At 62.8% G+C, this 14,679-nt stretch carries 11 protein-coding genes; 3 read left to right on the plus strand and 8 right to left on the minus strand.

Annotated features, from left to right (window positions below; genetic code table 11):
- Positions 1 to 31 precede the first annotated feature (31 nt).
- Genes infB through rimP form a run of 4 tightly spaced genes read right to left on the minus strand, consistent with a single transcriptional unit; the run spans position 32 to position 5,250 of the window.
- Positions 32 to 2,977, minus strand: coding sequence for a translation initiation factor IF-2 (gene infB / locus GEOBRER4_RS14295; protein WP_185242877.1), 2,946 nt, complete (start codon positions 2,975 to 2,977; stop codon positions 32 to 34).
- On the minus strand, positions 2,978 to 3,571 hold the full coding sequence (locus GEOBRER4_RS14300; protein WP_185242878.1) for a DUF448 domain-containing protein: 594 nt from the start codon (positions 3,569 to 3,571) through the stop codon (positions 2,978 to 2,980). It abuts the gene before it with no gap.
- Between the two features lie 6 nt (positions 3,572 to 3,577).
- A complete protein-coding gene (gene nusA / locus GEOBRER4_RS14305) occupies positions 3,578 to 4,729 on the minus strand; it encodes a transcription termination factor NusA (protein ID WP_185242879.1) in 1,152 nt (383 codons plus the stop codon).
- A gap of 38 nt (positions 4,730 to 4,767) precedes the next feature.
- Positions 4,768 to 5,250 carry a ribosome maturation factor RimP gene (gene rimP, locus GEOBRER4_RS14310; RefSeq protein WP_085812021.1) on the minus strand — a complete coding sequence of 161 codons (483 nt, stop codon included), beginning with the start codon at positions 5,248 to 5,250 and terminating at the stop codon, positions 4,768 to 4,770.
- 459 nt (positions 5,251 to 5,709) lie between these two features.
- Between rimP and thrC the strand changes: the two genes are divergently transcribed.
- Together thrC and GEOBRER4_RS14320 are read left to right on the plus strand one after the other, a co-directional pair.
- On the plus strand, positions 5,710 to 7,086 hold the full coding sequence (gene thrC, locus GEOBRER4_RS14315) for a threonine synthase (RefSeq protein WP_185242880.1): 1,377 nt from the start codon (positions 5,710 to 5,712) through the stop codon (positions 7,084 to 7,086).
- 58 nt (positions 7,087 to 7,144) lie between these two features.
- Positions 7,145 to 7,837 (plus strand): HAD-IA family hydrolase, encoded by a 693-nt coding sequence (locus GEOBRER4_RS14320; RefSeq protein ID WP_185242881.1) that lies wholly within the window; start codon positions 7,145 to 7,147, stop codon positions 7,835 to 7,837.
- Here the strand turns inward: GEOBRER4_RS14320 and GEOBRER4_RS14325 are convergent.
- Positions 7,827 to 8,615, minus strand: a complete 789-nt coding sequence (locus GEOBRER4_RS14325; RefSeq protein WP_185242882.1) for a helix-turn-helix domain-containing protein — start codon at positions 8,613 to 8,615, stop codon at positions 7,827 to 7,829. The two genes, GEOBRER4_RS14320 and GEOBRER4_RS14325, sit on opposite strands and share 11 nt — an antisense overlap.
- Positions 8,616 to 8,925: 310 nt before the next feature.
- On the opposite strand from GEOBRER4_RS14325, the gene GEOBRER4_RS14330 reads away from it, so the two are divergent.
- Positions 8,926 to 10,692: a M3 family oligoendopeptidase gene (locus tag GEOBRER4_RS14330; protein ID WP_185242883.1), complete on the plus strand. Its 1,767-nt coding sequence runs from the start codon at positions 8,926 to 8,928 to the stop codon at positions 10,690 to 10,692.
- 105 nt (positions 10,693 to 10,797) lie between these two features.
- Here GEOBRER4_RS14330 and GEOBRER4_RS14335 read toward each other — a convergent pair whose 3' ends face one another.
- The 3 genes from GEOBRER4_RS14335 to fdhD all read right to left on the minus strand — a co-directional run bounded on the left by GEOBRER4_RS14335 (position 10,798) and on the right by fdhD (position 14,650).
- Positions 10,798 to 10,998, minus strand: coding sequence for a hypothetical protein (locus GEOBRER4_RS14335; RefSeq protein WP_085812016.1), 201 nt, complete (start codon positions 10,996 to 10,998; stop codon positions 10,798 to 10,800).
- Positions 10,999 to 11,110: 112 nt separating this feature from the next.
- Positions 11,111 to 13,630, minus strand: a complete 2,520-nt coding sequence (acnB, locus tag GEOBRER4_RS14340) for a bifunctional aconitate hydratase 2/2-methylisocitrate dehydratase (protein ID WP_185242884.1) — start codon at positions 13,628 to 13,630, stop codon at positions 11,111 to 11,113.
- Positions 13,631 to 13,882: 252 nt separating this feature from the next.
- The gene (gene fdhD, locus GEOBRER4_RS14345) at positions 13,883 to 14,650 is read right to left on the minus strand and encodes a formate dehydrogenase accessory sulfurtransferase FdhD (protein ID WP_185242885.1); all 768 of its coding nucleotides are present in this window, start codon (positions 14,648 to 14,650) and stop codon (positions 13,883 to 13,885) included.
- Between the last annotated feature and the right edge of the window lie 29 nt (positions 14,651 to 14,679).

Here is a 14,679-nt window from a genome sequence, read left to right on the forward strand (position 1 = left end):
GGGACGCCGCTCTCCCCGTTTTGTCTTCGTATTACAGCTTGCCGGCTACCTTCTCCATCTCGAAGCACTCGAAGATGTCGCCGATCTTTAGGTCGTTGTAGTTTTCGAGGGACATGCCGCACTCGTAGCCGGTGGCCACTTCCTTCACGTCGTCCTTGAAGCGGCGCAGGCTCCCCAGCTTCCCTTCGTAGACCACCATGTTGTCGCGCAAGAGGCGAACCTGGGCGTTCCTGACGATCTTGCCGTCGGTGACGTAGGAGCCGGCGACCATGCCGGCCTTGGGTACCGAGAATACCTCGCGGATCTCGGCGCGCCCCAGGTACTTCTCCTTGAAGGTCGGCTCCAGGAGCCCTTCCATCGCCTTCTTGATGTCGTCCACCGCGTCGTAGATGATGTTGTAGAGCCTGACGTCGACCCCTTCCTTCTCGGCGAGCGCCGCAGCCTTGACCTCGGGACGGACGTTGAAGCCGAGGATGATGGCGTTGGAGGCGCTGGCCAGGTTGACGTCGGTCTCGGTGATGGCACCGACCGAGGCGTGCAGCACGTTGAGACGGATGGCGTCGGTGGTGAGCTTTCTGAGCGACTCGGCGACCGCCTCGACCGAACCCTGCACGTCGCCCTTGACGATGGTGTTCAGGTCCTTCACCTCGCCCTTCTGGATCTTCTCGTAGAGCTGCTCCAGGGAGAGCTTGCTGTGCTTGGCGAGTTCCGTCTCGCGCAGCTTCATCTGGCGGTGGTTAGCGATCTCCTTGGCCTGCTTCTCGTCGCCCATGGCCACGAAGATGTCGCCCGCGTCAGGAACCCCGTTGAAGCCGATGACCTCGACCGGCATGGCAGGGCCTGCCGCAAGGACCTTGTCGCCGCGGTCGTTCTGCATGGCGCGGACGCGTCCGTAGTGAACCCCGGCCACGAAGTAGTCGCCGCTTTTGAGAGTCCCTTCCTGGACCAGGACGGTCGCGACCGGGCCGCGCCCCTTGTCCAGCTTCGCCTCGACGATGGTGCCGCGGGCGGGCTTGTCGGGGTTCGCCTTCAACTCCAGGACGTCCGCCTGCAGAAGGACCATCTCCAGGAGCGACTCCAGGTTGATCCGCTTCTTCGCGGAGACCTCGACGAAGATGGTCTCGCCCCCCCACTCCTCGGACACCAGCCCGAACTCCATCAGTTCCTGCTTCACCTTGCCGGGGCTCGCCTCCGGCTTGTCGATCTTGTTGATCGCCACGATGATGGGAACGCCGGCGGCCTTCGAGTGGTTCACCGCCTCGCGGGTCTGCGGCATGACGCCGTCGTCCGCCGCCACCACCAGGATGACGATGTCAGTGACCTTGGCCCCCCTGGCGCGCATGGCGGTGAACGCCTCGTGGCCCGGGGTGTCGAGGAAGGTGATCTTCCTGCCGTTCAGTTCGACGTCGTAGGCGCCGATGTGCTGGGTGATGCCGCCGGCCTCGCCGGCTATGACGTTCGCCTCGCGGATGGCGTCCAGAAGCGAGGTCTTGCCGTGGTCGACGTGACCCATGATGGTGACGACCGGCGGACGCTTCAAAAGGGACTCCGGCGCATCCGGCTCCGCTTCCAGGATCTCGTCGACGTCCAGCGCCACGTTCTCGATCTCGTAGCCGAAGTCGGTGGCGAGCAGCGTTGCGGTGTCGAAGTCGAGCGGGTGGTTGATGGTGGCCATGACCCCGAGCTTCATCAGCGCGCGGATCAGGTCGGTGGCCTTGATACCCATCCTCTTGGCCAGCTCACCCACGGTGATCGACTCGGAGATCTTGATGATCCTCTTGATGGCCTTCGGAACCGTGATCTCAGTCTTCTTGCCGATCTGGACCTTCTCGTACTTACCCTTTTTCCCCTTGGAACGGGGGCCCGGTTCGAAGACCCGCTCGCGCTTGTCGAGGATGTCCTTGAAGGTTTCCTTCTTCCCCTTGCCTGCGGCGGCGGGGGCGCCCTTCTTGCCATTTTTGGCGTAATCGGTGCCGCCGGCCGGGGCCGGTTTTCTACCCTTGCGGCGGTCGTCGCCCAGAAGCGGCGGCGCATCAATCGGGGCAAGCGGTGCCGGACGGTCGGGACGCCCACCCGTGGGTCCGCCGGGGCGGCCGGTGGTCGGGCGCTCGCCGGGACGGCCAGGGGCGCCGGCGGGACGCGGTCCGCCCGGACGGGGGGCGGGGCGCTCGGTGCCGGGACGCTCTACGCCGCGCGGCATGCCGGGGCGCGGCGCGGGGCGCTCGCCAGGAGCGGTGCGCTGGTACTCGCGGCGCTCGGCAGGGCGCTGCGCGGGAATCGGGATCTCTACCCGTCCCAGGATCCTCGCCCTGGTGGGGGTCGCCTTTTCCGGCTCCGGCTCTTCGGCCTTGGCGGTGGGCTGTGCCTCTGCCGGGGTTGCCGCGACCGGGGCTGCCGGTGCTGCGGGGGCGGGCGCTTCCGGCTTCGCTGCCGGGGCCTCTGCCGGGGCCGGTGCCTGCGCCGCGGGGGCTGCTTCCGCGGCGGGTGCCGGCGGAGCTTCCGCAGACTTGGGAGCGGCGGCAGCGGGTGCCTGGGGAGCGGCCTTTTCCTTCTCCGGCTTCGCTGCCTCGGCGGGTGCAGCTGCAGGCTTAGGTACGGGCGCAGCCTCAATGATGCGGGCGCGGACCGGTTCCGGGCGCGGCTTGGGGGCCTCGGCCGTCTCGGCCTCTACCTTCTCGGGCTCGGCCTTAACCGGCGCCTCCTCCTGAACGGGAGCGGGTGCGGCTTCGGCGGCTGCTACCTCGGGCTCGACGGCCTTGGCCCGGCGGCGGATCAGGGTCGGCTTGACCCGGACTTCCTCCTGGGAGACTTCTTTGTGGGGTGTCTGCGCAGGGGCGGACAGCGCCTTGATATCCGAATCCTCAAGGACCGCCATATGGTTCTTTACCGACACACCGGCGTCGGCCAGCCTTGCCATAAGCTCTTTATTGTCGATCCCCATCTGCTGCGCCAGCTCGTATACGCGGGTTTTGCTCATCTACTCACGCTCCTCCTCAAAGAAGTTCCTGTACTTTTCCATTTCCAATTCAATCGACCCGACGAAGCCGCTCTCCGTGACCACCAGGACGCTCCTGAGCTCTTTGCCAAGGAGTGCCCCGAGGCGCTCCTTGGTGAACAGGGAGACGCAAGGGACCCCATGGAGCCTGGCAACGCCACGGAATTTCTCGCCTATATCGGCGGAGATGTCGGTGGCCAGGAACATGATCCCGGCCCCGCCCTTTTTGAGCTTTTCCATCGCCTGGTCCGAGCCCGAGACGATCTTCCCCGCCTTGTTGGCCAGGGAGAGGTAGGAGGCTATCCGCTCCTCGAGCTTTTCAACTACCTGCCGCGCAAGCCCTTCCGGGTCCACTGCGGCGACCTCGGTTTTGAAACCGCGGCCGAACTGTCTTTTCTGCGCCGCCTGCTTGAGGCAGCTCCCCTTCATGCAGGTGTAGGCACCGCGTCCGGGTAGTTTCTGCTGCAGGTCGGGGACTACCGCGCCGTCCGGGGCCAGCACCAGGCGAAGCAGGCTCCCCTTGTCCCTGGTCTCACGGCAGGCGAGGCAGCTTCTTTGCGGGTTGGCCTTGGGCATGCTGCGCTAGATCTCCTCTTCTGCGGCCTCGACCTGCGGCTGGACTTCCACCGCCTCTTCGGCCGGCTCCTCTTCCACCTCGGTGCCGTCGTAGGAGGCGAACTGCTGCAGCTCGGCCTCCGCCATGCGGGTCTCGCTCTTGATGTCGATCTTCCAGCCGGTGAGCTTCGCCGCAAGTCGCACGTTCTGGCCGCGCTTGCCGATGGCAAGCGAGAGCTGGTCGTCCGCCACGATCACCTCCATGGCGTACTCCTCCTCGTCCACGTACACCTTGGTCACCACGGCGGGAGCCAGCGCGTTGCAGGCGAAGCGGGCGATGTCCTCGCTCCAGGGGATGATGTCGATCTTCTCGCCGCGCAGCTCGGAGACCACGTTCTGCACGCGGGACCCCCTCATGCCGACGCAGGCGCCGACCGGGTCGACGTCGGAGTCGTGCGAGTAGACGGCGATCTTCGCGCGCCCGCCCGGCTCGCGCACCACGCTCTTGATCTCGACGATCCCCTCGGCGATTTCCGGCACCTCGGCCTCGAAGAGCTTGGCGAGCATGGTGGGATGGGTGCGGGAGAGCATGATCTGCGGCCCCTTGGTGGTCATACGGATCTCGGTGATCAGGGCCTTGACGCGGTCCCCCTGGCGGTAGACCTCGCGCGGGGCCTGCTCCTTGTGCGGCAAAAGCGCCTCGGCGCGCCCGAGGTCGACGATGAGGTCGCCCTTCTCGAAACGGCGCACCACGCCGTTCACGATCTCGCCCTGGCGCTCCATGAACTCGTTGAATATGGTCTCGCGCTCGGCCTCGCGCACGCGCTGGATGATCACCTGCTTCGCGGTCTGGGCGGCGATCCTGGAGAAGCCGGATGCGTCCATCTTCATGCCGATGGAGTCGCCGATCTCTACCTCGGGGTCCTCCTCGCGCGCCTCGTCCAGCTCGATCTCGCGATAGGAATCCTGAACCTCCTCCACGACAGTGACGAACTCGAACAGCTCCACCTCGCCTATCTCAGGGTTGTAGTGCGCCTCAAGGTCGCGGGTATTGCGAAACTTCTTGTTGGCAGCGGTGAGGACAGCCTGCTCCAGCGCCTCCACTACAATGTTCTTATCGATCCCCTTCTCTTTTACGATCTGGTCGATCGTGTGCTTGAGGTTAAAGCTTGTTTCCACGTCACGGTCTCCTTCACTTGCTAGGTATTGTCAATTTTTTAGAATTCGAATTCCAGGTTCGCCTTGGCCACCTTGTCCAGCGGGACGCTGGCATGCTGCCCCTCGGTAAGGTCTATGCTGATCACCCCGTCCGCTATGCCGGCGAGTTTCCCGGTAAAGGTCTTGCGCTTGTTGCCGGCGTCGTCGGCTAGCATCTCGAAGGTCTTCACCTTCACCAGGTGCCCCAGGAAGCGCTCGTAGTCCGCCACCTTCTTGAGAGGACGGCAGATGCCGGGGGAGGAAACCTCCAGCGTGTAGCGCTCCGGCATGAAGTCTTCAACGTCGAGGATGTCGGAGAGCTGCCGGCTCACCTCGGCGCAGTCGTCCAGGTTGATACCCCCTTCCCGCTTCTCCAGGAAGACCCGCACCACCATGTCGCGCCCCTCGCGCTTGTACTCCAGGTCGACCAGCTCGATGCCGAGCGGGGCTCCCACTTCTGCAACAATCTCAGTTACTCTTTCTGCTACGTCGACCTTCGCCATCTCAAGGATTTCCCATAAAAAAAAGCGAGCCGGAGGAGCTCACTTTTGAGTGAACGTTAACATGTTCCCAATATTTAGCATGGAAGAGCTCTTTATGCAAGCGCTTTTTTTGGAAAATACGGCCGTTTTCCAGCATTTCGAGCCGCGTTTGCGGCTGATCCAGCAGCCGTTTCGCTTGTGCAAGAAAGGAGGAGGCGCAAGGTGATGCCGGCAGCTCAATGAGACATAATTAATATTTACCGTGGTTTTTTTTACTCCTGTAGCAACTTTGGCTGCACTGGGGGTATCGATATTGTGTCTGCAATACTTGCCGTAGTGACAGTCCCGCGATGAAGCAGGGCGTTCCGTGCCCGCCCAAATACTGCCAGGCCCAGCAATCGCTTCACTTTTGAACTTTTAACTGCTATATATTGACGTTGCCGAAACGGCAAAACCACCTACAGCAGAAAGAGAATCCACATGAAATACATAAGCACCAGGGGAAAGATAGCGCCGGTCGGCTTCAAGGACGCGGTGATGATGGGACTTGCCACCGACGGCGGGCTGATCCTCCCGGAGGCCATCCCGCAGATCGACCGCGGCACCTTGGCCTCCTGGTCCAAGCTCCCCTACCGCGAGCTCGCCTTCAACATCATCTCCCTTTTCGCCACCGATATCCCGGCAGCGGACCTGAAGGCTCTCATCGACCGCTCCTACGGCAACTTCGAGCACCAAGAGACCACGCCGCTGGTGAAAAAGGACGGCGTCTACATCCTTGAGCTCTTCCACGGCCCCACCCTCGCCTTCAAGGACGTGGCGCTGCAGCTTCTGGGGAACCTCTTCGAGTACCTTCTGAAGGAGCGCGGCGAGAAGATGAACATCCTGGGCGCCACCTCCGGCGACACCGGGAGCGCGGCCATCGCCGGGGTACGGGGCAAGGAGAACATCAACATCTTCATCCTGCATCCGCACCTTAAGACCTCGCCCATCCAGGCGCTGCAGATGACCAGCGTGCTCGACGAGAACGTGCATAACATCGCGGTGGAGGGGACCTTCGACGACTGCCAGAACATCGTGAAGACACTCTTCAACGACCTTCAGTTCAAGAAGGAGTACGCGCTCGGCGCGGTGAACTCCATCAACTGGGCGCGCGTCCTGGCCCAGGTGGTCTACTACTTCTACGCCTGGGGAAGGCTCCCCGAGCAGAAGGAAGTGATCTTCTCCGTCCCCACCGGGAACTTCGGCGACATCTTCGCCGGCTACCTGGCGAAACGGATGGGGCTCCCGGTGGAGAAGCTGCTTCTGGCGACCAACGAGAACAACATCCTCGCCCGCTTCGTGCAAAAAGGCGATTATTCGCTCGGCAAGGTGGTGCAGACCGTCTCCCCCTCGATGGACATCCAGCTCGCCTCTAACCTCGAGCGCTACCTCTACTACCTGTGGGACGAGAACCCGGAGAAGGTGAGCAGCGCCTTCACCGAGCTGCAGTCGACCGGCAGGATCGTGTTCACCCAGGAGCAGCTGCAGAGGGTGCAGGCCGAGTTCATGAGCTGTACGGTGGACGAGGCGAAGACGCTTCAGACAATCGCCTCATTCAACCGCGAAACCGGCTACCTCCTCGACCCCCACACGGCGGTCGGCGTGCGCGGCGCCCTGGAATGCGCGCCGGGGCACCCTAGGGTGGTCTGCCTCGCCACCGCCCACCCGGCGAAGTTCGGTGATGCGGTGGAGCGCGCCATAGGCGCCCCGCCCCCCCTCCCCCCCGCGCTGGCGGCCCTGGTAGGGAAAGAGACCCGCTGCGAGCTGATGGCGCCCGACCACGAAAAGGTCAAGGCGTTCGTTAAGGCCAAGGCGTAAAAAGCAGCATCCGGCGGATCGGCTATAGCGAGCGGTCCGCCGGATCAAGGAACACCCGATGCCCCTCCCCCTGAAAATCGACTGGACCCTCATCGACACCGTGCTTTTAGACATGGACGGCACGCTCCTGGACCGGCACTTCGACGACCACTTCTGGCTCGAGCACGTCCCCATACGCTATACAGAGAAGCACGGCGGGACCATCGAAGCGGCCAAAGAGAAGCTCTACCGCATGTTCCGCTCGCAGGAAAACACCCTCAACTGGACCGACCTCGACTACTGGTCCGAGCAGCTCGGGCTCGACATTCCCGTGCTCAAGGAAGAGCTGGACCACCTGATCGCGGTGCACCCGTTCGTCACCGAGTTCCTGCTCTTTCTGCGCCAGCACGGCAAGAAGACGTACCTCGTCACCAACGCCCACGGCAAGACGCTCAACTTGAAGCTGCGCAGAACCACGATTGGGAGCTACTTCGACGGGATAGTCTCGGCCCACGACCTGGGACTACCCAAGGAGGATCCTGCGTTCTGGGGGAAGCTGCAGCAGGCGATACCGTACCGGCCGCAGCGGACTATGCTCGGAGAGGACAGCGAGACGAACCTGGAGACGGCGCGGCTTTTCGGCATCGGCTACCTGATCCACGTCGGGCGCTTCAGCTCGACCTCGACCCCTTCGATTTCCGAACGTTTCCAAACCATCCACTACTTCAGCGAACTGATCCCGCGCGACAGCGGCATGACCGTCAGTATCTGACCGGCGTCTGCCCCTTCCTGCCCAGGCCGTACTTCTTCATCAGGTCGTACAGGGCGGGGCGGCTCACCCCGAGAAGCTCGGAGGCCCGGGTCATGTTCCCGCCGCTGTTGCCGACCGCCTCCTCGACCATCAACTTCTCCACCTTGTCGCGCGCCTCACGCAGGGTCACCTGCCCTACCAGTCGGGGAGCGCCGTCCGCACCCTCGCTCTCCCAGCTTGACCCGCCCCCTTCGGACGCGACCCCCACCAGGCGAGCCCGGTAGCAAAGGTCCGTCTCCGGCAACGGAGCGCTCTTCCTGGGAACGAAGAGCTGACGCAGCGCCATGCACTGCCCCGCGAGACCCTCTATCCCCGCCGTGGTCCGCTCCAGGGTCTTCTTCAGCGCCTGATGCTGCTCCTCTATCTCATTCAGGTGAAAAGCCCGGCGGATGGTGACCTGCAGCTCCGCCATCCGGACCGGCTTCCAGTGGAAGTCGTAGGCGCCCAGTTGCAGCGCGAGGTGCGCCTCCTCCCGCTGCTCGGGGAGCACGAGGAGCACCACCTTGGCAGATTGCCGCACCTTCAGCATCCATTCCAAAAGGCGCACCTCGTCCGGGTTCTCCGCAGCATCCATGGCGAACCCCAGTCCTAGCAGCACCACCTTCGGGGCATGCTGCAGGAACAGGTCCATGGCCACTGCCCGCTCCGTCCCAGCAACCACTTCGTACTCCAGGCAAAGTTGGGATTCCAGCTGCATGCAAAGGGGCTTTTCTGCCTCGACCACCAGAAGCTTTTCCATAGGTGACCCTTCTCGTAATTGCTACCGGTAAGAGCATCACGTGGGGGAGCGGGGACCTCAGCCACCGAGCGTGCCGGCATTCGCCTCAGGCTTCTGAACGCCTGTTGAGCGGCTGATTTCATTGGCATTTTTTAACACTCACTATTTCTATCGCAGTGCAAACTGTTGTCAAGGAAAGGAATGTCCCTTCTGGGTCAGCGGAGCGCGGAACCTGGGCCGGGCCTTTCTTGACACTGCGGGGCCCATGCATTACTATCGGTTGCATTTCCATGAAATCATTGACGATTCACCAAGCATCCAGGGAGAAACCATGCAAAGCGAACTCAATTGGGATACCACACCGCTCTACCCCTCCCCCTCCGCCCCGGAACTTGCCCGCGCCTTCGAAGACGGGACCGGCCAAGTCGCCGCCTTCCGCGAGCGCTACCGGGGAAAGGTGGCGCTCCTCGACGCTCAGGGGCTCCTGGAAGCGCTGAAACAGTACGAGTCACTGCAGGAGGTTCTGGCGAAGCCCCAGTTGTACGCCCACCTCCTCTTCGCGGCCGACAGCGAAAAAGACGAGCACAAGCGGCTGTCGCAGAAATCCCAGGAGTTCGGCAACGCCATGGGGAGGGAGCTCATCTTCTTCGACCTGGAACTGATCCAGATGGATGAGGAGCCCTTCGCAAAGCTTGCTGACGACCTTCTCCTGGACAACTACCGCCATTACCTGCAGGTTTTGCGCAAGTTCAAGAAGCACACGCTGACCGAGCGGGAGGAGAGCCTTCTCGCGCAGAAGAGCCTGACCGGGGTGCAGGCGTTTTGCAACCTCTTCGACGAGGTCTCCGCCTCGCTGCGCTACCAGCTGGAGATCGACGGGGAGACGCGCGAGATGACCGGCGAGGAGCTCCTGGCGCTCTTGCACCACCCGGACGCGGAGCTGAGGGAAAGGGCCTTCGGCACCTTCCTCAAACGCCACGAAGAAAACGGCATCATGTTCTCGGCCGTCTTCAACAACGTCGCCTTGGACCACTCCCAGGAACTGGAGCTGAGAAACTACGGCCACCCCATGGAGCCCACGAACCTCGGCAACGAGATCCCCAGCGAGGTGGTCGAAAGCCTGATGCGGGTCTCCGAGGAGAATTACCAGCTGGCGCAGGAGTATTTCCGTCTCAAGGCGAAGCTTCTGGGGCTCCCGCGACTTAAGAACACCGACGTCTACGCCCCCATCTCCGAGAGCGACCGCAAGTACAGCTTCGAGGAGGCGCGCGCCATGACGGTCGCAGCCTACCGCGGCTTCTCCGACGAGTTCGCGGAAATTGCCGACTCCTTCTTCACCGGCAAGAGGGTCGACGTCCTCCCCCGCCCCGGCAAGAGCGGAGGCGCCTTCTGCATGGGGATGACCCCTGCGCTCCCCCCGTACCTCCTTTTGAATTTCACCGGGAACCTGCGCGACGTATCCACCATGGCGCACGAGGTCGGGCACGGCATCCACTACCTTTTGGCGCAGCGCCAGAGCATGCTCAACTACCACCCTCCGCTGCCGCTCGCCGAGACCGCGTCTGTCTTCGGCGAGATGCTTTTGACCCGGCAGCTCCTGGAACGGGAAACGGACGTGGAGGTGAAGAAGTCGCTTCTCTGCGCGAAGATAGAGGACATCATCGCCACCACCTTCCGCCAGAACGTCCTCACCAGGTTCGAGGAGCGGATGCACCTGGAGCGGGCCCACGGGCTTCTGACCGCGAGCGAGCTCTGCGACCTCTGGTGGAACGAGAACGCGAAGTTGTACGGGGACGCAGTCGAGATGATAGAGCCCTACCGCTACGGCTGGAGCTACATCTCCCACTTCATCCACGCGCGTTTTTACTGCTACTCCTACACCTGCGCCGAACTGGTCGTGCTCTCCTTGTTCCAACGCTACCTGAAGGAGCGCGAGAGCTTCGTGCCGATCTACCGCGACATCCTGGCCGACGGCGGTTCCAAGTCCCCCGGCGACACGCTCGCCCCCGGAGGCATCGTCTTCAGCGACCCGAGCTTCTGGCAGGGGGGGTACGATCTCCTGGGCGACCTGATCAAGGAGTTGAAGGCGCTGCTGTAACTCTCTCGGCCGCAGGAGAAAAGAAGCAAAAAGGCCCGCCGGTTTCCCGGTGGGCCCTTTTTTTGCCGTTCTTTGCTTTCAGCTCCCGCTGCGGCGTACTGCGCTCTACCTGGTCGTTTCCTGCCTAAACCTCTCGAACTCGTTGTAATCGGGAGGCGCCGGCTTGCCGACTTGTTCGGACGGGGTGGTCTGCAGCTGGTTCCGGGTCCGGATCCCCTCGAACATCCCCCTGGTGACGGCGTTGTTGGAGCAGCCGTAGAAAACCTGGCTGCACGCCAGCAAGAGAAGAAAATACGCCTTGGTCATGTCACCCTCCTGTATGCACTCGCATGGGGAATTTGATGCAGCAAAGAATAACCGAAAAAAGGCCCGCCGGTTTCCCGACGGGCCTTTTTCATTGCTGCAGTTGCATTAATTCTTACATCTCGTCGAACTGGAGGTACTTGTAAACGGTCTCCTTGTTCGGCTCGACCTTCTCCTTGTATACCGCCAGGTACTCGGCCGGGGTCGGGAGCTTGCCGAGGTTGACAGTGACTGCGCCCAGCTCAGCGGAGCCCAGGAACACCTTGGCGCCGTTGCCGATCCTGTCGTCGAAGTTACGGGTCGAGGTGGAGAACATGTTCACCCCGTCGGGCACGCGTGCCTGGTTACCCATGCAGAGCGAGCAGCCGGCGATCTCGACGCGTGCGCCCATGGCGCTGTAGACGGAGAAGTATGCCTCGTCCTTCAGCTTCGCCTGATCCATGCGGGTCGGCGGGCAGATCCAGGTGCGGACGTTGGGGTTGAACTTGGTCCCCCTCCAGATCTCGCCTGCAGCGCGGAAGTGGCCGATGTTGGTCATGCAGGAACCGAGGAACACGTCCTGGATCGGGGTGCCGGCGACCTCGGAGAGGATCTTGACGTCGTCCGGGTCGTTCGGGCAGGCAAGGATCGGCTCGGTGATCTCGGCCAGGTCGATCTCTATGACTGCGGCGTACTCGGCGTTGGCGTCAGCCTCGAGAAGCTTCGGCGCCTTCAGCCACTCGTTGACCGCGTCGATGCGGTTTTGCAGGGTCTGCGCGTCCTGGTAGCCGTCGGCGATCATCTGCTTCATCAGCGCCACGTTGGAGCGGAGGTAGGTGGCGACGGATTTCTCGGAGAGCTTGATGCAGCCTGCTGCGGCGCTACGCTCTGCGGCGGCGTCGGTGAGCTCGAACGCCTGCTCGACGGAGAGGTCGGGAAGACCTTCCATCTCGAGGATGCGGCCGTTGAAGATGTTGACCTTGTTCTTCTTGGGCACGGTGAGGAGCCCCTGCTTGATGGCCCACAGCGGGATCGCGTTGACCGCGTCGCGCAGGGTGATGCCGGGGTTGAACTTGCCCTTGAAGCGGACCAGGACGGACTCAGGCATGTCAAGCGGCATGAAGCCGAGGGCGCCCGCGAAGGCGACCAGGCCGGAACCTGCCGGGAAGGAGATCCCGATCGGGAAACGGGTGTGGGAGTCGCCGCCGGTGCCGACGGTGTCCGGAACGAGGAGACGGTTCAGCCAGGAGTGGATGACGCCGTCGCCCGGCTTCAGGGGCACACCGCCGCGCTCGATGATGAACTGCGGCAGGGTCTTGTGCATCTTCACGTCGGCCGGTTTCGGGTAAGCTGCGGTGTGGCAGAACGACTGCATGAACATCGGCGCCAGGAACTTGAGGCAGGCGAGTTCTTTCAGCTCGTCAGCGGTCATGGGACCGGTGGTGTCCTGGGAACCGACGGTGGTCATCTTCGGCTCGCAAGCGGTACCCGGGAGGATGCCGGTGACGCCGCAGGCCTGGCCTACCATCTTCTGCGCAAGCGAGTAACCCTGGCCTGCCTTCGGCACCGGGTTGACCGGGAGGGTGAAGACATCGGTCGGCGCGAGGCCGAGAGCCTTGCGGGCGCGGTCGGTAAGGGCGCGGCCGATGATCAGCGGGATCCTGCCGCCGGCGCGGAACTCGTCGGAAAGGGTGTTCGGCGCGATGGTGAAGGTGGAGAGGACTTCGCCGCCCTCGCTCCTGATCTCGCCCTTCTTGGAGTCGATCACGATGACATCGCCGGTCTTCATCTTGGTGACGTCGGTCTTGATCGGGAACGCGCCGGAGTCCTGCGCGGTGTTGAAGAAGATCGGAGCGATGACGCCGCCGATGATGATGCCGTCACGGCGCTTGTTCGGTACGCAGGGGATGTCCTGGCCGATGTGCCACAGGACGCTATTGCAGGCGGACTTGCGGGAAGAGCCGGTACCCACGACGTCGCCCACGAAAGCGACCTGGAACCCTTCAGCCCTGAACTTGGCGATGGTGGCGTTGCCGTCCGGGAAGCGGGTCTTGCCCATGGCAAGGGCGTGCAGGGGGATGTCCGGGCGGCTCCAGGCGTCGCCTGCCGGGGAGAAGTCGTCGGTGTTGATCTCGCCGTCGACCTTGTAGACCTTCACCTTCACGGTCTCCGGAAGGCCCTTTTTGGAGGTGAACCACTCGGCATTGGCCCAGGACTCGATGACTTTCTTGGCGGATGCGTTGGTCTTGGAAAGCGCCAGCACCTCATCGAATGCATCGTACACCAGGGTGGTGCCGCAAAGCGCCTTGACGGCCTCGTCGGCAAGCTCGGCGTCCTTGAGCGCTGCGACCAGCGGGGCTACGTTGTAGCCGCCCAGCATGGTGCCGAGGATCTGGACTGCCTCTTTCTTGGAGATGAGCGGGGATTTCTTCGCACCGGAGACGATACCGGCGAGGAAACCGGCCTTCACTTCGGCTGCGGGGTCGACGCCCGGGGAAACCCTCTCCTTGAGGAGCTCAAGCAGGAACGCCTCCTTGCCGGCCGGCGGTGCCTCAAGCAGTTTGCAAAGTTCCGCGGTCTGCTCGGGGTCGAGCGGCTTCGCGGGGATACCGAGTGCTTTTCTTTCTGCCTCTTGCTTCAGATACGCTTCAATCATGGTCCCTCCTAAGATTTTGTGCAGCTATTTACGGCATTTATGGAGACGTTGTCTTGGCAGACGAGCTTCATTTGAGTGGATACTGTATACAGTTTTTACCCCGCTTTGTCAATTGCTGAAAAAGAAGGATAAAACAGCGGTTCTTGCAGCTGCAGCAAGGGATCCAGTTTTGGGAAGCTGGCAGTAACGAAAGCAAAGAGAGTCGGCGGGTCACATGGGAGGAATAAAATGCCGATCAGTCAAAGATGAGAGTCAGGGGTGGGAAAGTGCAAGTTGCTCGGGATGGGCATAGACGGTGAATTTGCCCCCTTTCAGGTAGCCTACGAGGATGATGCCGGCTTTCTGGCAGATGGTGACGGCCATGTCGGTGGGCGAAGTGCGGGAGGCGATGAGAACGATGCCGACTGTTGCAGCCTTTGCCGCCATCTCGGCGGATACCCGCCCCGAAGTCACCAGCAGGGTTCCCTCCAGCGGCACCCCCCGCAACAGCGCCTCCCCCGCCAGGCGGTCGACGGTGTTGTGGCGGCCGATGTCCTCGGCGTGCAAAAGGAGTCTCCCCTCGCAGTCTCCCACCGCCGCGGAATGGACCCCGCCGTGTTTGCTGTACTTCTCGCAGAGAAGAGTCAACCGCTTCATCAGCTCGAAAACGGCCACGGCAGGAACCGGCGGGTTGTTGGGGCTGCGAGGCTCCAGGCTTTCTTCTCCCGGAAGGGAAAAGATGATGCCGGTGCCGCACCCGGAGGTCAGCACCGGCTTGAGGTTTACGGGAATTTCCCCGCGGATCCGGACGTTGGCGATGCCGTAGTCGTTGCACACGCTCAGCAGCAGGAAGTCCTCCGGCGAGGTGACGAAACCCTGGAGCCGGAGGAACCCCGCCACCAGGAAGCGCAGATCATGGGGCGAGGCGATCAGGGTGACCAGCTCGCGGTCGTTCACCCTGAGCAGCAGCGGGAGCTCCTGCACCAGGGAAGCCTCCCCCGGGACCAGCTCGCCGCCTGCATATCTTTGGACCTCTGCCATAGCGCCTCGTCTCACCTACCAGCTTCCCC

This window comes from Citrifermentans bremense, assembly GCF_014218275.1.
Lineage (GTDB): Bacteria > Desulfobacterota > Desulfuromonadia > Geobacterales > Geobacteraceae > Geomonas > Geomonas pelophila.